Source organism: Candidatus Seongchinamella marina (genome assembly GCF_026262685.1).
GTDB lineage: Bacteria > Pseudomonadota > Gammaproteobacteria > Pseudomonadales > Halieaceae > Halioglobus > Halioglobus marinus.
The window spans coordinates 1-19,134 of sequence record NZ_SHNP01000005.1; the positions used below are offsets into that span (position 1 = coordinate 1).

General features: G+C 53.1%; 13 protein-coding genes and 1 tRNA gene. 13 read left to right on the forward strand and 1 reads right to left on the reverse strand.

Annotated features, from left to right (window positions below; genetic code table 11):
• Position 1: 1 nt before the first annotated feature.
• The 10 genes from tuf to rpoC all read left to right on the forward strand — a co-directional run bounded on the left by tuf (position 2) and on the right by rpoC (position 13,475).
• The gene (gene tuf / locus EYC87_RS13675; RefSeq protein WP_007228146.1) at positions 2-1,225 is read left to right on the forward strand and encodes an elongation factor Tu; all 1,224 of its coding nucleotides are present in this window, start codon (positions 2-4) and stop codon (positions 1,223-1,225) included.
• Between the two features lie 137 nt (positions 1,226-1,362).
• A tRNA-Trp gene (locus EYC87_RS13680) sits at positions 1,363-1,438 on the forward strand.
• Positions 1,439-1,556: 118 nt separating this feature from the next.
• Complete coding sequence (secE, locus tag EYC87_RS13685) at positions 1,557-1,919, forward strand: preprotein translocase subunit SecE (protein WP_007230803.1); 363 nt, start codon at positions 1,557-1,559, stop codon at positions 1,917-1,919.
• 23 nt (positions 1,920-1,942) lie between these two features.
• On the forward strand, positions 1,943-2,476 hold the full coding sequence (nusG, locus tag EYC87_RS13690) for a transcription termination/antitermination protein NusG (RefSeq protein WP_279253380.1): 534 nt from the start codon (positions 1,943-1,945) through the stop codon (positions 2,474-2,476).
• Between the two features lie 120 nt (positions 2,477-2,596).
• Positions 2,597-3,031, forward strand: a complete 435-nt coding sequence (rplK, locus tag EYC87_RS13695) for a 50S ribosomal protein L11 (protein ID WP_040542806.1) — start codon at positions 2,597-2,599, stop codon at positions 3,029-3,031.
• A 1-nt stretch (position 3,032) separates the two neighbouring features.
• A complete protein-coding gene (gene rplA, locus EYC87_RS13700) occupies positions 3,033-3,728 on the forward strand; it encodes a 50S ribosomal protein L1 (RefSeq protein WP_007230809.1) in 696 nt (231 codons plus the stop codon).
• A 313-nt stretch (positions 3,729-4,041) separates the two neighbouring features.
• Positions 4,042-4,572 carry a 50S ribosomal protein L10 gene (gene rplJ, locus EYC87_RS13705; protein WP_007230808.1) on the forward strand — a complete coding sequence of 177 codons (531 nt, stop codon included), beginning with the start codon at positions 4,042-4,044 and terminating at the stop codon, positions 4,570-4,572.
• 42 nt (positions 4,573-4,614) lie between these two features.
• Positions 4,615-4,989 carry a 50S ribosomal protein L7/L12 gene (gene rplL / locus EYC87_RS13710; protein WP_007230798.1) on the forward strand — a complete coding sequence of 125 codons (375 nt, stop codon included), beginning with the start codon at positions 4,615-4,617 and terminating at the stop codon, positions 4,987-4,989.
• A 165-nt stretch (positions 4,990-5,154) separates the two neighbouring features.
• Positions 5,155-9,228, forward strand: coding sequence for a DNA-directed RNA polymerase subunit beta (gene rpoB / locus EYC87_RS13715; RefSeq protein WP_279253381.1), 4,074 nt, complete (start codon positions 5,155-5,157; stop codon positions 9,226-9,228).
• 29 nt (positions 9,229-9,257) lie between these two features.
• Positions 9,258-13,475 (forward strand): DNA-directed RNA polymerase subunit beta', encoded by a 4,218-nt coding sequence (gene rpoC / locus EYC87_RS13720; RefSeq protein WP_279253382.1) that lies wholly within the window; start codon positions 9,258-9,260, stop codon positions 13,473-13,475.
• A gap of 130 nt (positions 13,476-13,605) precedes the next feature.
• Here rpoC and fusA (EYC87_RS13725) read toward each other — a convergent pair whose 3' ends face one another.
• A complete protein-coding gene (gene fusA, locus EYC87_RS13725) occupies positions 13,606-15,690 on the reverse strand; it encodes an elongation factor G (protein WP_279253383.1) in 2,085 nt (694 codons plus the stop codon).
• 300 nt (positions 15,691-15,990) lie between these two features.
• On the opposite strand from fusA (EYC87_RS13725), the gene rpsL reads away from it, so the two are divergent.
• From rpsL to fusA (EYC87_RS13740), 3 genes are all read left to right on the forward strand, one after another.
• A complete protein-coding gene (gene rpsL, locus EYC87_RS13730; RefSeq protein WP_007230799.1) occupies positions 15,991-16,362 on the forward strand; it encodes a 30S ribosomal protein S12 in 372 nt (123 codons plus the stop codon).
• A 111-nt stretch (positions 16,363-16,473) separates the two neighbouring features.
• A complete protein-coding gene (gene rpsG, locus EYC87_RS13735; protein ID WP_040542810.1) occupies positions 16,474-16,944 on the forward strand; it encodes a 30S ribosomal protein S7 in 471 nt (156 codons plus the stop codon).
• 36 nt (positions 16,945-16,980) lie between these two features.
• Positions 16,981-19,092 (forward strand): elongation factor G, encoded by a 2,112-nt coding sequence (gene fusA, locus EYC87_RS13740; protein WP_279253384.1) that lies wholly within the window; start codon positions 16,981-16,983, stop codon positions 19,090-19,092.
• Positions 19,093-19,134 lie beyond the last annotated feature (42 nt).

Genomic DNA, 19,134 nt, shown 5'->3' on the forward strand with positions numbered 1-19,134 from the left:
AATGGCAAAAGAAACATTCGAACGTACTAAGCCCCACGTAAATGTGGGTACCATCGGTCACGTTGACCACGGTAAAACTACCCTGACAGCAGCCCTGACACGCGTATGCGCGGAAGTCTGGGGTGGCGAAATGGTTGCCTTTGACGGCATCGACAATGCGCCGGAAGAGCGTGAGCGTGGTATCACCATCGCGACTTCCCACGTTGAGTACGATTCGCCTGTTCGTCACTATGCTCACGTAGATTGCCCCGGACACGCTGACTACGTTAAGAACATGATTACCGGTGCTGCCCAGATGGACGGCGCTATCCTGGTTTGTGGTGCTACAGACGGCCCCATGCCCCAGACTCGCGAGCACATCCTGCTGTCTCGCCAGGTTGGTGTGCCTTACATCGTTGTATTCCTGAACAAAGCAGACCTGCTGGCTGAAGATTGTGGCGGTACGGACTCTGAAGAATACGAAGAGATGAAAGAGCTGGTTGAAATGGAGCTGCGTGAGCTGCTTGACCAGTACGATTTCCCTGGAGACGACACTCCGATCATCTGTGGTTCAGCGCTGATGGCGCTTAACGGCGAAGATGAAGGCGAGCTGGGTACAAGTGCGGTTAAGACTCTGGTTGAGACTCTGGACTCTTACATTCCTGAGCCTGAGCGTGCGATTGACGGTGCCTTCCTGATGCCGGTTGAAGACGTATTCTCTATCTCTGGTCGCGGTACCGTGGTAACGGGTCGTGTTGAGCGTGGCATCGTCAAGGTCGGTGAAGAGATTGAGATCATCGGTATCAAGGAAACTCAGAAGACAACCTGTACGGGTGTTGAGATGTTCCGCAAGCTGCTTGACGAAGGTCGTGCAGGCGAGAACGTTGGTGTTCTTCTGCGTGGTACCAAGCGCGAAGAAGTTGAGCGCGGCCAGGTTCTGGCTCACCCGGGTACAGTTAACCCACACACCAAGTTCGAAGCAGAAGTTTATATTCTGTCCAAGGACGAAGGTGGTCGTCACACGCCGTTCTTCAAAGGCTACCGTCCGCAGTTTTACTTCCGTACGACTGACGTAACTGGTGCTTGTGAATTGCCTGAAGGTGTTGAGATGGTAATGCCGGGTGACAACGTACAGATGGTAGCGACGCTGATTGCTCCTATCGCCATGGAAGATGGTCTGCGCTTCGCGATTCGTGAAGGTGGCCGTACCGTTGGCGCTGGAGTTGTAGCTAAAATCATCGAGTAATCGATACTAGTCGCTCCCGTTAAAGCGGGGGTCCAGTGACTTGAGATCACTGGTTTTCCGCTCCGGCAGAAATGACGAAAACGATAAGCCGAACCGCTGAAACAGCAGTTCGGCTTCGTCGTCTAGACAAGAAATTTAGGCCAGTAGCTCAATTGGCAGAGCAGCGGTCTCCAAAACCGCAGGTTGGGGGTTCGATTCCCTCCTGGCCTGCCATTTTATGGCAGGGGCGGCATTCGAAAAGCGGGTGACGTCTTCAAAAGTTTTGCAGGGATTCGCTCCCCGGTGGCTTGTTCGACCGAGGAGCTTTCTTGCGAGGTAAGGGTTTTTATAAATGAGTGTGGACACAACCGAAAGTCGGTTTGATGGACTGAAGTGGCTTGTCGTATTTGCCCTGGTGGGCGCTGCGGTAGTCGGTAATAGCATGTACGCGGACCAGTCATTGCTTTATCGCGTGTTGGGTATTCTTGCGCTGGGTGCCGTCGCTGGTTTGGTGGCGCTGCAAACTGCGAAGGGTGCCGCTTTCTGGACGCTGGTAAAGGGCTCCCGGACTGAAATTAGAAAGGTGGTCTGGCCTTCTCGCCAGGAAACTGTTCAAACCACGATGATTGTTGTTGTTTTTGTAGTGCTGGTGGCGTTGATGCTTTGGGGACTCGATTCGTTCCTGGGGTGGTTGGTTTCGCTGGCAATTGGATAAGACAGAGAATTAAGGGTTAGTCGATGGCAATGCGTTGGTATGTAGTTCACGCCTACTCGGGTTACGAAAAGAAAGTCGCGACTGCCCTGCAAGAACGCATTGAGTTGCATGGCATGCAGGATCGCTTCGGCGAGGTGTTGGTGCCTACCGAGGAAGTAGTGGAGATGCGAGGCGGTCAAAAGCGTCGCAGCGAGCGCAAATTCTTCCCCGGCTATGTGCTGGTTCAGATGGAATTGGGTGACGATTCCTGGCACCTGGTGAAGGAAACTCCCAGGGTAATGGGCTTTATTGGTGGCACGGCTGACACGCCAGCGCCAATCACTGAAGCAGAGGCAAATGCCATTTTGCAGCGAGTGGAACAGGGTGTAGAAGCGCCTCGTCCCAAGACATTGTTCGAGCCCGGTGAAATGGTGCGGGTTATCGATGGTCCCTTCAATGACTTTAATGGCGTTGTTGAGGAAGTTAACTACGAAAAGAGCCGCCTGAATGTGGCAGTGTTGATTTTCGGTCGTTCTACTCCGGTGGAACTGGAATTTGGTCAAGTCGAGAAGGCTTGATCTGAAAATGTCGTCCCTGCTTTTATGGGGATGGCGGCGTTAATGGCGACCACGGTCGCCCTGATAGGGGAGCTGAAGTAAGCGCAAGCCGAAACAGCGTTTGAACCCAGGAGAAAAGTCATGGCTAAGAAAGTCGAAGCTTATATCAAGCTGCAGGTGCCTGCTGGTCAGGCCAACCCGAGCCCCCCGGTGGGCCCGGCCCTCGGTCAGCATGGTGTGAACATTATGGAATTCTGTAAGGCGTTTAACGCCGAGACCCAGGGCACTGAGCCCGGGCTGCCGATTCCTGTTGTGATCACTGTTTACAGCGACCGCTCTTTTACCTTCATCAAGAAGACTCCTCCAGCGTCTGTGCTGCTGCGTAAAGTAGCCAAGATCAAGAAGGGTTCAGGAACCCCCAACACTAATAAGGTTGGCAAGGTAAACCGCGCCCAGTTGGAAGAAGTAGCTACCCAGAAGTGGCCAGACCTGACTGCCGCTGACATGGACGCCGCTGTGCGTACCATCGCTGGTAGTGCCCGTTCTGCAGGTATCGACACAGAGGGAGTTAACTAAGATGGCCAAGATGAGCAAGCGCCAAAAGGCATTTAAAGAGAAGGTTAATCCCGAGAAGACTTATCCGCTGGACGAAGCGGTAGGCATGCTCAAGGAACTGGCTACTGCCAAGTTCAACGAGACTGTGGAAGTTGCAGTAAATCTCGGCATTGACGCACGTAAATCTGACCAGGCTGTGCGTGGAGCCACTACCTTGCCTCACGGCACAGGTTCTGACGTTCGTGTAGCGGTATTCACCCAGGGTGACGCAGCTGAGAAGGCCAAGGCCGCCGGTGCTGACCTGGTGGGTATGGAAGATCTCGCTGAACAGATCAAGGGCGGCATGATGGACTTTGACGTTGTCATCGCCTCGCCCGACGCCATGCGTGTTGTTGGCCAGTTGGGCCAGGTACTGGGCCCCCGTGGTCTGATGCCTAATCCCAAGACTGGCACTGTGACTCCTGACGTGGAGACGGCAGTCAACAACGCCAAGGCTGGTCAGGTACGTTACCGAACCGACAAGAATGGCATTATCCACGGCGGCATCGGCAAGATCGATTTCGATCTGGATTCCATTCGCGGCAACCTTGAGGCAGTACTGGCAGACCTGAGAAAGGCCAAGCCCGCTGCATCCAAGGGCATATACATGAAGAAAATCAGCCTGAGCACCACGATGGGCCCAGGTGTAGTCATCGACCAAGGGTCGTTGGAGTCGTAATTGTTGGCTCGCCCTCACAAGGGGCGGGCTCTCATTGCTTTCCACGGATGGAAAGCGGTAGATCGGAGCGTGCCAATAGGCGTTAACCGATCCACTTTGAGGTCTTTGGACAAGGCAAGGGTATCAAAGCCCGTATAGCTGAAAACTAAAGGCCATCAAAGACCGTAGGTGCCAATGTCGAGGCAGTTGATTGACAGCGGTTTAATTGAGGCAGGTGCCGAAACCTACGCAGATGGTGAACGTGTTCACCACGCAAAAGCAGCAGTCGCATAGATTTGTTACTGCTTAACTTAGCAATCCAGGAGTAATTCCAGTGGCAATTGGACTCGAAGACAAAAAAGCGATCGTAGCTGAAGTTAACGAGACTGCCACCAGTGCAATGTCCCTGGTTATCGCCGATGCACGTGGCGTAACCGTGGATGGAATGACAGCTCTGCGCAAAGATGCGCGTGAAAACCAGGTAACACTCCGTGTAGTGCGGAATACCCTGGCCAAGCGTGCCCTGGAAGGTACCGAATACGAGTGCGTTAATGACTCGTTGGCTGGTCCCTCCCTGTTTGGATTTTCCATGGAAGATCCTGGCGCAGCGGCTCGAATCTTCAAGGACTTCTCGAAAGATAATGAAGCCTTTGAAGTTAAAGCACTGGCGGTAAGCGGCCAGATGCTGGGTGCTGAACAATTGGATGTTTTGGCTAAGTTGCCTACGCGTGACCAGGCACTCTCGATGTTGATGAGTGTTATGCAAGCGCCGGCGACCAAGCTGGTTCAGACAATGAACGAAGTACCTGGAAAACTGGTTCGCACACTCGCAGCAGTACGCGATCAGAAGGAAGCCACGGCGTAAGCCAGGGTTTCAACGTTTTTACAGCTAACGGAGATACAAGTCATGTCAAAAGAAGACATTTTGAATGCAATCGCAGAAATGAGCGTAATGGAAGTTGTTGAGCTCATCGAAGCAATGGAAGAAAAATTCGGCGTAACCGCTGCTGCTGCAGTTGCAGCCGCACCTGCGGCCGCTGGCGGCGACGCGGGCGCAGCTGCTGAAGAGCAGACTGAGTTTGACGTAATCCTGACTTCTGCTGGTGAGAAGAAGGTCAACGTCATCAAGGTAGTACGTTCAGTCACTGGCCTGGGCTTGAAAGAAGCCAAAGGTTTGGTTGACGGCGCTCCTTCCGCCATCAAGGAAGGCGCTACCAAGGAAGAAGCCGAAGACGTTAAGAAGCAGCTGGAAGAAGCCGGCGGCGCAGCTGAACTTAAGTAAGTTCAGCATTTGTTCGACGGGTGACTGTCGGGCACGGACAAGGCTGGTGAGGCATTTGCCCCACCGGCCTTTTCCCGCTTGAAACAAGCAAGATTTTGAGGCCGTAGTTTACGGTCTGAAGAGCCCTGTAAGTAGGGCTGGATTTAAATACGCTGGGGAGTACCGATGGCATACTCGTACACTGAGAAAAAACGCATTCGCAAAGATTTCGGCATGTTGCCGAAGGTAATGGACGTTCCTTACCTGCTTGCGATCCAATTGGATTCATACCGCAAATTCACCCAGCAAGGGGTTGCCCTTGATGAGCGTGGTGCCTATGGCTTACACGCTGCATTCAAGTCGGTTTTCCCGATCGTCAGCTATAGCGGCAACGCCGCTCTGGAATACGTGGACTATGCTCTGGGTACTCCGGTATTTGACGTTAATGAGTGTCAGCTGCGTGGTGTCACTTATTCCTGCGCCCTGCGTGTGAAGGTTCGTCTTATCATTTATGATAAAGAGTCTTCCAATAAGACCATCAAGGACATCAAAGAGCAGGAAGTTTACATGGGGGAGATTCCCCTGATGACCGAAAACGGTACCTTCGTTATCAACGGTACTGAACGCGTTATCGTATCCCAGTTGCACCGTTCGCCAGGTGTGTTCTTCGATCACGACAAGGGTAAAACCCACTCTTCCGGCAAGCTGCTCTATTCTGCCCGAGTGATTCCCTACCGTGGCTCCTGGTTAGACTTTGAGTTCGACCCCAAGGACATGGTTTACGTGCGAATTGATCGTCGCCGTAAGTTGCCAGCTACTATTTTGCTGCGCGCACTGGGCTATCAGGCTGAAGAAATTCTGGAAATGTTCTTCGACGTGAATACTTTCCACACCGCGGGTGAAGGCAATTTCACTATGACCCTGATCCCCGAGCGCCTGCGCGGGGACGTTGCTGCCTTTGATATCAAGGTAGGCAAGAAAGTAGTTGTTGAAGAAGGCCGCCGTATTACTGCGCGGCACATTCGCGAGCTGGAAAAAGCCAAGGTAACTGAGCTTGAGATCCCGGCTGACTACCTTTACGGTCGTGCGCTCGCCAAGAACCTGGTTGACGAAAAGACCGGCGAAGTTTTGGTCGAGTGTAATACTGAGCTTTCTGAAGAAGTACTGGCCGTGCTCGAAGAGGCCGGGGTCAAGGAAGTACAGACGCTTTACACCAACGAACTGGACTGTGGTCCATTCATCTCCGACACCTTGCGTCAGGATACTACTCGTAACGAACTGGAAGCATTGGTAGAAATTTACCGCATGATGCGTCCTGGCGAGCCACCGACTAAGGAGTCTGCTGAGAACCTGTTCCAGAACCTGTTCTTCTCTGCTGATCGCTACGATTTGTCAGCTGTTGGTCGAATGAAATTCAACCGCCGCCTGGGTCGCGAAGAAGTGACCGGCAGCGGTGTTCTTGATAAAGAAGATATCGTTGAGGTCCTCAAGACCCTGATCAACATCCGTAACGGTAAAGGCATTGTCGACGACATCGATCACCTGGGTAACCGTCGCGTTCGCTCTGTGGGCGAAATGGCTGAAAACCAGTTCCGCGTCGGTTTGGTCCGGGTGGAGCGCGCCGTTAAGGAACGTCTGTCCATGGCAGAGTCTGAGGGCCTGATGCCCCAGGATCTGATTAACGCCAAGCCAGTGTCTGCGGCAGTTAAGGAGTTCTTCGGTTCCAGCCAGCTGTCCCAGTTTATGGATCAGAATAACCCGCTGTCAGAAGTGACTCACAAACGTCGCGTTTCTGCTCTCGGCCCTGGTGGTTTGACGCGTGAGCGCGCTGGATTCGAAGTCCGTGATGTACACCCGACCCACTACGGTCGCGTATGTCCTATTGAGACACCTGAAGGACCGAACATCGGCCTGATCAACTCGCTGGCAACTTACGCTCGCACCAACGACTATGGCTTCCTCGAAAGTCCTTATCGCAAGGTTGTGAACGGTAAGGTCACCGACGACATTGAATTCCTGTCTGCGATTAACGAAGCTGAAAATGTGATTGCCCAGGCTTCTTCTCCTCTGGACAAGAACAAGAAGTTCACCGAGGAACTGATTGCTGTTCGCTACCTGAACGAATTTACCGTGAAGGCACCGGAAGACGTGAATTATATGGACGTGTCACCGAAGCAGGTGGTGTCGGTGGCTGCGGCCCTGATCCCCTTCCTCGAGCACGATGATGCGAACCGGGCACTGATGGGCTCGAATATGCAGCGTCAGGCCGTACCCACGCTATCCAGTGATAAGCCGCTGGTCGGTACTGGCATGGAGCGCTATGTAGCTTCTGACTCCGGTGTTTGTGTGGTCGCTAACCGTCCCGGTGTGATTGATTCAGTTGACGCTAGTCGCATCGTGGTTCGCGTCAATGATAAAGACGTAGGCGTAGACGAGGCTCCGGTTGATATCTACAACCTGACCAAGTACACCCGTTCAAACCAGAACACCTGTATCAACCAGCGTCCTATTGTTAAACAGGGCGAAGCGGTATCCCGAGGCGACATTCTTGCCGATGGCCCGTCTATTGATATGGGCGAACTGGCGTTGGGTCAGAACATGCGCATTGCGTTCATGCCCTGGAATGGCTACAACTTTGAGGATTCCATCCTGGTATCCGAGCGAGTGGTTAAAGAAGACCGTTTTACAACGATCCATATTCAGGAACTGACCTGTATTGCGCGTGATACCAAGCTGGGGTCGGAAGAAATTTCCTCTGATATTCCCAATGTTGGTGAGAGCGCTCTGTCCAAGCTGGATGAGTCTGGCATCGTGTACATTGGCGCTGAAGTTGACGCCGGCGATATTCTGGTCGGTAAGGTGACGCCCAAGGGCGAGACCCAACTGACTCCGGAAGAAAAGCTGTTGCGTGCAATTTTCGGTGAGAAGGCCTCCGACGTTAAAGACACCTCCCTGCGTGTGCCATCCAGCACCAAGGGTACTGTTATCGACGTGCAGGTATTCACCCGCGACGGTCTCGAAAAAGACCAGCGTGCCCAACAGATCGAGAAGAGCCAACTGGACGACTACCGCAAGGATCTCAAGGAAGAGTATCGTATCTTTGAAGAGGCCACGTTTGCCCGTCTGTCGAACCTGATCAAGAACAAGAGCGTTGTATCCGGCGCTGGCCTGACCAAGGGCACTAAGCTAACCGACAAGGTGCTTAGCGAACTGGAGCGTGAACTGTGGTTCAAACTCAAGTTGTCTGAGAAAGAACTGAACGAAGCTTTGGCTTCTGCCCAGCGTCAGTTGGAAGAGCAAAATACGCTGCTGGAAGAGCGCTTCGAAATCAAGAAAGGCAAGCTGCAGTCTGGCGATGACCTGGCTCCCGGTGTACTCAAAATCGTCAAGGTTTATCTGGCGATCAAGCGTCGCATCCAGCCTGGCGACAAGATGGCCGGACGTCACGGTAACAAGGGTGTTATCTCGGTAATCATGCCTGTTGAAGACATGCCCTACGATGAAAACGGCGAGCCCGTGGACATCGTCCTGAACCCGCTGGGCGTGCCCTCGCGGATGAACGTGGGTCAGATTCTTGAAACTCACCTGGGTATGGCTGCCAAGGGTCTTGGTGACAAGATCAACGTCATGATTGAAGAGCAGAAGAAGGTTGCAGAGGTGCGCAAGTTCCTTGAAGCAATCTACAACAATGGCGCTGGTCGAGTGGAGGACCTCAAGTCCCTGTCCGACAAAGAAGTCATGGATCTGGCAGAGAACCTTCGCGGCGGCGTTCCTATGGCAACGCCGGTATTCGACGGTGCAGCAGAATCTCAGATCAAGGACTTGCTGGAATTGGCTGACTTGCCTGAAAGCGGTCAGTTCACTTTGTATGACGGCCGTTCCGGCGAATCATTCGATCGTCCGGTCACGGTTGGTTACATGTACATGCTCAAGCTGAACCACCTGGTGGACGACAAGATGCACGCTCGTTCTACCGGTTCCTACAGCCTGGTCACTCAGCAACCGCTGGGTGGTAAGGCGCAGTTCGGTGGCCAGCGCTTCGGTGAGATGGAGGTGTGGGCACTGGAAGCTTACGGCGCAGCTTACACCTTGCAGGAAATGCTGACGGTGAAATCTGATGACGTGGCAGGTCGGACCAAGATGTACAAGAACATTGTTGATGGCGATCATCGCATGGAGCCGGGCATGCCCGAGTCCTTCAATGTGTTGGTTAAGGAAATACGCTCTCTCGGTATCGATATCGAGCTTGAGAGCGAGTAACTAACCAACGAATTTGCGGAGGAAATACTTTGAAAGACTTACTTAATCTACTGAAGTCCCAGGGACACAACGACGAGTTTGACGCCATTCGTATTGGTCTGGCGTCTCCTGAAATGATTCGTTCCTGGTCTTTTGGTGAAGTGAAGAAGCCCGAGACTATTAATTACCGTACCTTTAAACCGGAACGGGACGGTTTGTTCTGCGCCAAGATTTTTGGCCCGGTAAAAGACTACGAATGTCTGTGTGGCAAGTACAAGCGCCTGAAGCACCGCGGTGTGATTTGCGAAAAGTGTGGCGTAGAAGTAGCTCTGGCGAAAGTACGTCGAGAGCGCATGGGACACATTGAGCTGGCGAGCCCTGTGGCTCACATCTGGTTCCTGAAGTCCCTGCCGTCTCGTATCGGTCTGCTGCTGGATATGACGCTACGTGACATTGAGCGCGTACTGTATTTCGAGAGCTACGTGGTGACCGACCCGGGTATGACTACCCTGGAACAGGGCCAGTTGCTGTCTGATGAGCAGTACTACGAGTCCATGGAAGAGTTTGGCGACGAATTCACGGCCAAGATGGGTGCAGAAGCTGTTCAGGATCTTATGATTCAATTGGACCTGGAGCAGGAAGTTGCCCAGTTGCGTGAAGAGATTCCCGCTACCAATTCCGAGACCAAGATTAAGAAGTTGTCCAAACGCCTGAAGCTGATGGAAGCTTTCGCTAAGTCCGGTAACAAGCCAGAGTGGATGGTGCTTAACGCATTGCCCGTGCTGCCACCGGATTTGCGCCCACTGGTACCTCTGGACGGCGGTCGTTTCGCAACTTCCGATCTGAACGACCTGTATCGCAGGGTAATTAACAGAAATAACCGCCTCAAGCGCTTATTGGACCTGAACGCGCCGGACATTATTGTGCGCAACGAAAAGCGTATGCTGCAGGAATCTGTGGACGCGCTGCTTGATAACGGCCGTCGCGGTCGTGCGATCACCGGCTCCAACAAGCGTCCACTAAAGTCACTGGCTGACATGATCAAGGGTAAGCAAGGTCGTTTCCGTCAGAACCTGTTGGGTAAGCGCGTGGACTACTCTGGTCGCTCGGTGATCGTGGTAGGACCAACCTTACGTCTGCACCAGTGTGGACTGCCCAAGAAGATGGCATTGGAACTGTTCAAGCCGTTTATTTTTGGCAAGCTGGAAGCCCGTGGTCTTGCGACTACGATTAAAGCCGCCAAGAAAATGGTTGAGCGTGAACCACCAGAAGTATGGGATATCCTCGCTGAAGTCATTCGCGAGCACCCGGTACTGTTGAACCGAGCGCCTACCTTGCACCGTCTTGGTATCCAGGCGTTTGAGCCCGTACTGATTGAAGGTAAGGCGATTCAATTGCACCCGCTGGTTTGTGCGGCCTACAACGCTGACTTTGACGGCGACCAGATGGCGGTACACGTGCCGCTGACTATTGAAGCGCAGTTGGAAGCTCGTGCGTTGATGATGTCTACCAACAACATTCTCTCGCCCGCCAACGGTGAGCCCATTATCGTGCCGTCACAGGACGTGGTCCTGGGCTTGTACTACATGACCCGAGAGCGTATTAACGCCAAGGGAGAGGGCACTCGTTTCGCGAACATCTCTGAAGTGCACCGCGCATTCGTTGCCGGTCATGTGCACTTGCAGGCACGAGTGAAGGTTCGTATTAACGAGGTTGTGGTTCAGGATGAAGGTGATCCAATCGATCGTACCTTTATCGCAGACACTACTGTCGGCCGCGCCCTGTTGTGGGAGATTGTACCCAAGGGTATTGCCTTTGATATGGTCAACCAGGACATGGCCAAGAAGTCCATTTCCCGCATTATTAACCAGTGCTATCGCGCTGTTGGCCTCAAGGCTACGGTTATTTTTGCAGACCGCCTGATGTACACCGGCTACGAGTACTCAACTCGATCTGGCTCCTCAATTGGTGTTAACGATTTTGAGATTCCCGCTGAAAAAGCTGGCCTCATTGAGAGCGCCGAAGCCGAGGTACTTGAGATCGAGGAGCAGTATGCGGCCGGTCTGGTAACCCAGGGTGAGAAGTACAATAAGGTGATCGATATCTGGTCACGCGCTAATGACCTGGTTTCCAAGTCGATGATGGAAGGCCTGTCTAAAGAGACCGTGATCAACCGCGATGGCGAGGAAGAGCAGCAGGCTTCTTTCAACTCGGTATATATCTACGCGGACTCCGGTGCTCGTGGTTCCCCCGCACAGATTCGTCAGTTGGCGGGTATGCGTGGTCTGATGGCCAAGCCAGACGGCTCCATCATTGAGACGCCCATCGTGGCGAACTTCCGTGAAGGCTTGAACGTACTGCAGTACTTCATCTCGACTCACGGTGCTCGTAAGGGTCTTGCCGATACCGCACTGAAAACAGCGAACTCCGGTTACCTGACACGTCGTCTGGTTGACGTTGCCCAGGATCTGGTTGTGACTGAAGTCGATTGTGGCACCGACCAGGGTCTGTTGATGACACCGGTTATCGATGGTGGCGACATCATTGAATCCCTGGGTGACAGGGTGCTGGGTCGTATCGTTGCTCGTGACGTGATGAAGCCCGGTTCTGAAGACGAAATTGCGGTGACTGCCGGCACTATGCTGGACGAGCTGTGGATTAAGCGTCTGGAAGAAATGAGCATCGATGAATTTGAAGTGCGCTCACCGATTACTTGTGAGACTCGTCACGGTATTTGTGCCGCTTGTTACGGACGTGACCTGGCTCGTGGTCATCGCATCAATATGGGTGAGGCTGTCGGCGTTGTCGCAGCTCAGTCTATCGGTGAACCCGGTACCCAGTTGACCATGCGTACCTTCCACATCGGTGGTGCTGCTTCCCGGGCGACTGCCCAGGACAACATTCAGGTAATGAACGAGGGTACAGTGCGTATCCATAACCTCAAGACGGTTGAGAACTCTGACGGTAACCTGGTAGCGGTAAGTCGCTCTGGCGAACTTTCTGTACTGGATATTCGCGGTCGTGAGCGTGAGCGTTACAAGCTGCCATACGGCGCGGTGTTGAAAGTCAAGGACAATGACGATATTACCGCCGGTGCTATTGTCGCTAATTGGGATCCCCACACTCACCCGATCATCACCGAGGTGGCCGGTACTGCTAAGTTCAGCGGTATGGAAGAGGGCATTACCATTAAGCGCCAGACGGACGAACTGACTGGCTTGTCTTCTATCTCCGTAATGGATGCTGCTGAGCGCCCCGCGGCCGGTAAGGACATCCGCCCAGCGGTAACGCTTGTGGACGACAAGGGTGAAGAGCTTTGTCTTGCGGGTACCAATGTCCCCGCACATTACTTCCTGCCGCCCCACGCGATGGTGTCAATGGAAGATGGCGCCAACATCGGCGCGGGCTCGGTCATTGCTCGTATTCCACAGGAAGGTTCCAAGACTCGGGACATTACGGGTGGTCTGCCGCGTGTTGCCGACCTGTTCGAAGCGCGTAAGCCGAAAGAACCTGCCATCCTGGCAGAGATCTCAGGCACCGTGTCTTTCGGTAAGGAAACCAAAGGCAAGCGTCGTTTGGTTATCACTCCTACCGACGGTAAGCTGTTGGCCGATGGTTCCGATCACTATGAAGCGTTGATTCCCAAGTGGCGTAACATGAGTGTGTTTGAGGGTGAATTCGTTGAGAAGGGTGAAGTGGTTTCTGAAGGACCGCCCAGCCCGCACGATATTCTCCGCCTCAAGGGTATCGAGGAGTTGGCCAAGTACATCGTCAACGAGATCCAGGAGGTTTATCGTCTGCAGGGTGTGAAGATCAACGATAAGCACATCGAGGTGATTGTTCGCCAGATGCTGCGTAAGGTGGTCATTTCCTCCAGCGGCGACTCTACCCTGATCAAGGGTGAGCAGGTGGAATACACGACACTGCTGGAAGAGAACGAGCGACTGCTGGCTGAGGGCATGGTTCCGGCTACTGGTGAGCGCGAACTGCTGGGTATCACCAAGGCTTCTCTGGCTACCGAAAGCTTCATCTCCGCAGCCTCCTTCCAGGAGACTACGCGTGTGTTGACCGAAGCTGCGGTGACTGGCAAGCGTGACTACTTGCGTGGCCTCAAGGAAAACGTGGTCGTAGGCCGCTTGATTCCTGCGGGTACTGGTCTGGCTTATCATGAGGAGCGCAAGCGCACCCGTGATGCAGACTCCGAGATGGTCGTGTCAGCCCAGGAAATCGAAGCAGCGCTGACTGAGGCATTGCAAGCGGATAGCTAATCAGCACGCTTTCTGCCTGATACAAGGGGCGATGGGGATAACCTGTCGCCCCTTTTTTGTTGCAGCAGGTTAACGCAGACAAAAAAAAGGCCGGCATACATGCCGGCCTTTTTTAATGTGCTCAAAACACTTAGCTATTGGCTTTGCGTTCCTTCACTTCAGCAATGACTGTTTCTGAAACAGCAGAGGGACAAGGCAGGTAATGAGAGAACTCCATTGAGAACTGTCCGCGACCTGAAGTCATTGTGCGTAGGTGACCGATGTAGCCAAACATTTCAGACAAGGGAACGTCAGCCTTGATACGAACACCAGTAGTGCCGGCGTCCTGGTCTTTGATCATGCCGCGACGACGGTTCAAGTCACCGATAACGTCACCTACGTGATCGTCCGGGGTGAATACGTCGACCTTCATGATGGGCTCGATCAACTGAGCACCCGCTTTGGGCATCGACTGACGGAAGGCGCCTTTTGCAGCCAGTTCGAACGCAATGGCCGAGGAGTCAACAGCGTGGAAGCCACCATCGTAAAGTTCGATTTCGACATCCAGTACCGGGAATCCAGCGACGGTACCTTCGTTCATCATGCCCTTGAAGCCCTTCTCAATAGCTGGGAAGAATTCCTTGGGTACGTTACCGCCCACAACAGAGGACGAGAACACATAACCTGAACCGGGCTCACCGGGCTTGATTTTGTAGTCGATCTTACCGAACTGACCGGAACCACCAGACTGCTTCTTGTGAGTATAGGAGTCATCCACTTCCGTGGTAATAGTTTCACGGTAGGCAACCTGAGGCTTACCAACGTTCAGTTCAACACCGTAGGTACGCTTGAGGATGTCGACCTTCACGTCCAGGTGCAATTCGCCCATACCTTTAAGAATGGTCTCGCCTGAGTCTTCGTCGGTTTCAACACGGAAGGAGGGGTCTTCAGCAACCATCTTGCCGATAGCGATACCCATCTTCTCTGCGCCTGCCTTGTCTTTAGGGGCAACCGCGATAGAAATAACGGGATCGGGGAATACCATGGCTTCCAGGGTGCATGGATTCTTGGGGTCACACAGGGTGTGGCCAGTCTGTACGTTCTTCATGCCGACGATAGCGATAATGTCGCCTGCCTGGGCAGCGCTCAGTTCGTTACGGTCGTTGGCGTGCATTTCAACCATGCGGCCGATTCGCTCGGTCTTGCCTGTGAAGGTGTTGAGGATGGTGTCGCCCTTATTAAGGACGCCTGAATAGATGCGTACAAAGGTCAGTGCGCCAAAACGGTCGTCCATAATTTTGAACGCCAACGCGCGCAGTGGCTCTTCGGTCGCAACAAGGGCCACTTCACCCGTGGGCTCCCCTTCATCATCAGTCAGTGGCTGGGGATCAACTTCGGTAGGCGTTGGCAGGTAGTCTACAACCGCATCTAAAATGAGCTGAACACCCTTGTCCTTGAATGCAGAACCACAGTAGGTGGGGAAGAAGTCCAGCTTGCGGGTACCTTCGCGAATACAGCGCTTGATGTCTTCTTCTGCCGGCTCGTTACCGTCGAGATAGGCTTCCATCAGGTCATCGTCCTGCTCTACAGCCATTTCGATCAGCTTTTCACGCCATTCTTCAACGTCATCGACCATGTCGGCTGGAACGTCGGAAATCTCGAACTTTTCGGGATTGCCCGGATCGGGCCATACGTGGGCCTTGCGGCTCAGCAGGTCAACTACGCCAATGAAATCATCTTCACGGCCAATGGGAAGAACCATGACCAGTGGGTTGGCGCCCAGTACATTCTCTACCTGGTCGACAACGCGGAGGAAGTCAGCGCCAACTCGGTCAAGCTTGTTGACGAAGATGATACGCGCTACTTCTGATTCGTTGGCATAGCGCCAGTTAGTCTCTGACTGGGGCTCAACACCGCCTGAGCCACAGAATACGCCTACGCCGCCATCCAGAACTTTCAGCGATCGATAAACCTCAACGGTAAAGTCAACGTGTCCGGGTGTGTCAATGATGTTCAGGCGATGGTCTTTCCAGAAACAGGTCGTAGCTGCAGATTGAATAGTAATGCCGCGCTCCTGCTCCTGTTCCATGAAGTCGGTCGTAGCTGCACCGTCGTGCACCTCACCTGTCTTGTGAATTTTACCCGTGAGCTTCAAAATACGCTCAGTGGTGGTGGTTTTGCCGGCGTCCACGTGGGCGAAGATTCCGATGTTTCTATACAGCGATAAGTCAGACATTGTGCTTCTCAGTCGATTTTAAGATGGGCAGGAAAAAATAGGGCGCTAGGGTACAGGAAAAAGAGCTTCATTGGGAGTATTAAACCAGCATATTTCTACTGTATTTGATGCAATTAGACACACTATAAAGCACGTCCTTCGGGTTGACTCCCTCAGCACGCGTCTATAGAATGCCGCCTCCTCTTTTCGGGGGTGACTTCGCGCGTCTTTTATACTTCTAATTGACACGTTTTCCTTTCCGATTAGCGGTCATGGCCATAAGGCTATGAAATACAATATATTTTTTGGAGTTCTAACTGAATGGCAACGATCAACCAATTGGTTCGTAAGCCCAGGAAGCGCAAAGTAGAAAAAAGCGACGTACCTGCCCTGCAAAGCTGTCCGCAGCGCCGCGGTGTTTGTACTCGTGTCTACACCACTACGCCCAAGAAACCGAACTCTGCACTGCGTAAAGTATGTCGTGTACGCCTGACCAACGGTTATGAGGTTTCCTCATACATCGGTGGTGAGGGTCACAACCTGCAGGAGCACAGTGTAGTTTTGATTCGAGGCGGACGTGTGAAGGACTTGCCCGGTGTGCGTTATCACACCGTACGTGGCAGCCTGGACACCTCTGGAGTAGCAGACCGTCGTAACGGTCGCTCCAAGTACGGTGCCAAGCGACCCAAGTAAGTTCTGCTAGCGAAAACTGGCTGAAGATGTAAGTAAGGCCGAACCTCTGCCTCCCCCGCGAATGTGGCAGGTTGGTGTTCGGGAAACCTGAAGAGATAGAAGGGCAATATCATGCCGAGAAGAAGAGTAGTCGCCAAACGCGAAGTACTGCCAGACCCCAAATTTGGCAACGTGACTTTGGCAAAGTTCATGAACCACGTAATGATTAGTGGTAAAAAATCCGTCGCAGAGACCATCGTTTACGGTGCTCTGGACATTGTCCAGGACAAGTTGGGCAAAGATCCTCTGGAAGCCTTCGACGAAGCACTGGAAAATATTGCGCCCATGGTGGAAGTAAAGTCCCGCCGTGTTGGTGGTGCAACTTACCAGGTGCCTGTTGAAGTGCGTCCCGCTCGCCGTATCGCGCTGTCTATGCGCTGGTTGGTGGAATACGCCCGTAACCGTGGTGAGAAGTCCATGCGTCAGCGTCTTGCTGGCGAGATCATCGACGCCTCCCAGGGTAAAGGTAATGCCGTGAAGAAGCGTGAAGATGTTCACCGCATGGCAGAAGCTAACAAGGCGTTCTCTCACTACCGTTTCTAAGCAGCTGCTTAGTCACTTTTATACGGGGAATCTAACGTGGCACGTCAAACGCCTATCAACAGGTACCGAAATATCGGTATCTGTGCTCATGTGGACGCGGGTAAAACCACGACCACGGAGCGTGTTCTTTTCTACACTGGCTTGTCTCACAAGATCGGTGAAGTGCACGATGGTGCGGCTACCATGGATTGGATGGAGCAGGAACAGGAGCGGGGTATTACGATTACCTCTGCTGCAACGACCTGTTTCTGGAAGGGCATGGATGCCCAGTTTGATGATCACCGTATCAATATTATTGACACTCCGGGGCACGTTGACTTCACTATCGAGGTAGAGCGCTCCCTGCGGGTGCTGGATGGGGCCGTGGTAGTACTTTGCGGCTCGTCCGGGGTTCAGCCCCAGACCGAAACCGTCTGGCGCCAGGCCAACAAGTACGAAGTGCCGCGCATGGTTTTTGTCAACAAGATGGACCGCGCCGGTGCGGATTTCCGCATGGTGGTCAGTCAGTTGCAAGAGCGCCTTGGCGCTGTAGCAGTTCCCATGCAGATGACCATTGGTGCTGAAGACGAATTCAAAGGCGTTGTGGACCTTGTGAAGAACAAGGCCATTCTCTGGAGCGAAGCTGACCAGGGGATGACGTTTGAGTATGCCGATGTGCCCGAGGACATGGTCGACGAAGTCAACGCCATGCGCGAGTTCATGATCGAAAATGCGGCCGAGGCCACAGATGAGATGATGGAAAAATATCTCGACGGGGTTGAGCTCACCGAAGAAGAAATCAAGGCAGGCATACGCGCACGCACTCTGGCCAATGAAATTGTGCCTGTTCTGGGCGGCTCTGCGTTCAAGAACAAGGGCGTTCAGGCGATGCTGGATGCGGTGATTGAGTACATGCCGTCACCAACAGAAGTTAAAGCGATTGAAGGTACCTTACTGGACAAGGCCGAAACGGTCGAGACCCGTGAAGCAGACGACAATGCGCCGTTTTCATCGCTGGCTTTCAAAATTGCCACTGATCCTTTTGTAGGCACATTAACGTTCTTCCGCGTATATTCCGGCAAGCTGGAATCTGGCACTGCGGTTTACAATTCAGTAAAAGAAAAGAAAGAGCGCGTTGGCCGTATGGTGCAAATGCACTCCAACAGCCGGGAAGAAATCAAGGAAGTACTGGCCGGGGATATCGCAGCGGCAGTTGGCTTGAAGGACGTCACCACGGGTGACACCCTTTGTGACATCGACAAGCCTATTGTGCTGGAACGTATGGAGTTCCCAGAGCCGGTTATTTCGGTGGCGGTGGAGCCTCGCTCCAAGCCGGATCAGGAAAAAATGGGTATTGCACTGGGCAAGCTTGCCCAAGAGGACCCCTCATTCCGGGTCAAAACCGATGAAGAAACCGGTCAGACTATTATCTCTGGAATGGGTGAGTTGCACCTGGATATTTTGGTCGAACGCATGAAACGCGAGTTCAGCGTAGAGGCAAATATTGGTAAGCCCCAGGTGGCTTACCGCGAAGCGATTCGCAATATCTCTGAGATTGAGGGTAAGTTTGTCCGTCAATCCGGTGGCCGCGGGCAATATGGTCATGTGTGGATCAAGTTCGAGCCGGCAGAGGACAGCGATGCCGAAGGCCTGGAGTTCGTCAACGAAATTGTTGGTGGTACCGTTCCCCGTGAATATATTCCAGCGGTGCAAAAAGGCATTGAAGAACAAATGAAAAACGGTGTGTTGGCGGGTTATCCCCTGCTGGGCTTGAAAGCAACACTGTACGACGGATCATTTCACGATGTGGACTCCAACGAAATGGCGTTCAAAATTGCCGGTAGCCTGGCAACCAAGAAGCTGTCGGCTGAAGGTGGCGCTGTGCTGCTGGAACCGGTTATGTCCGTTGAGGTTGTCACGCCGGAAGTGAACATGGGTGATGTTGTTGGTGATCTTAATCGACGCCGGGGACTGATTGACGGTATGAATGAAAATCCTTCCGGCAAAGTGGTAACCGCGGAAGTGCCGCTGGCTGAAATGTTTGGCTATGCGACTGATCTGCGCAGCGCGACTCAGGGTCGAGCAACTTACACGATGGAATTTTCCAAATACGCGGAAGCGCCTGCCGCTGTCGCTGAAGGCATTATTTCTCGAAACACAATTAGGTAATTTAAAACCGGGAACAGAGCAAAACTCTTTTCCCTTCAATAT

Coding starts and splice junctions, on each gene's coding strand:
- tuf (WP_007228146.1), top strand. CDS start 2: ATGGCAAAAGAAACATTCGAACGTACTAAGCCCCACGTAAATGTGGGT.
- secE (WP_007230803.1), top strand. CDS start 1,557: ATGAGTGTGGACACAACCGAAAGTCGGTTTGATGGACTGAAGTGGCTT.
- nusG (WP_279253380.1), top strand. CDS start 1,943: ATGGCAATGCGTTGGTATGTAGTTCACGCCTACTCGGGTTACGAAAAG.
- rplK (WP_040542806.1), top strand. CDS start 2,597: ATGGCTAAGAAAGTCGAAGCTTATATCAAGCTGCAGGTGCCTGCTGGT.
- rplA (WP_007230809.1), top strand. CDS start 3,033: ATGGCCAAGATGAGCAAGCGCCAAAAGGCATTTAAAGAGAAGGTTAAT.
- rplL (WP_007230798.1), top strand. CDS start 4,615: ATGTCAAAAGAAGACATTTTGAATGCAATCGCAGAAATGAGCGTAATG.
- rpoB (WP_279253381.1), top strand. CDS start 5,155: ATGGCATACTCGTACACTGAGAAAAAACGCATTCGCAAAGATTTCGGC.
- fusA (WP_279253383.1), bottom strand. CDS start 15,690: ATGTCTGACTTATCGCTGTATAGAAACATCGGAATCTTCGCCCACGTG.
- rpsL (WP_007230799.1), top strand. CDS start 15,991: ATGGCAACGATCAACCAATTGGTTCGTAAGCCCAGGAAGCGCAAAGTA.
- rpsG (WP_040542810.1), top strand. CDS start 16,474: ATGCCGAGAAGAAGAGTAGTCGCCAAACGCGAAGTACTGCCAGACCCC.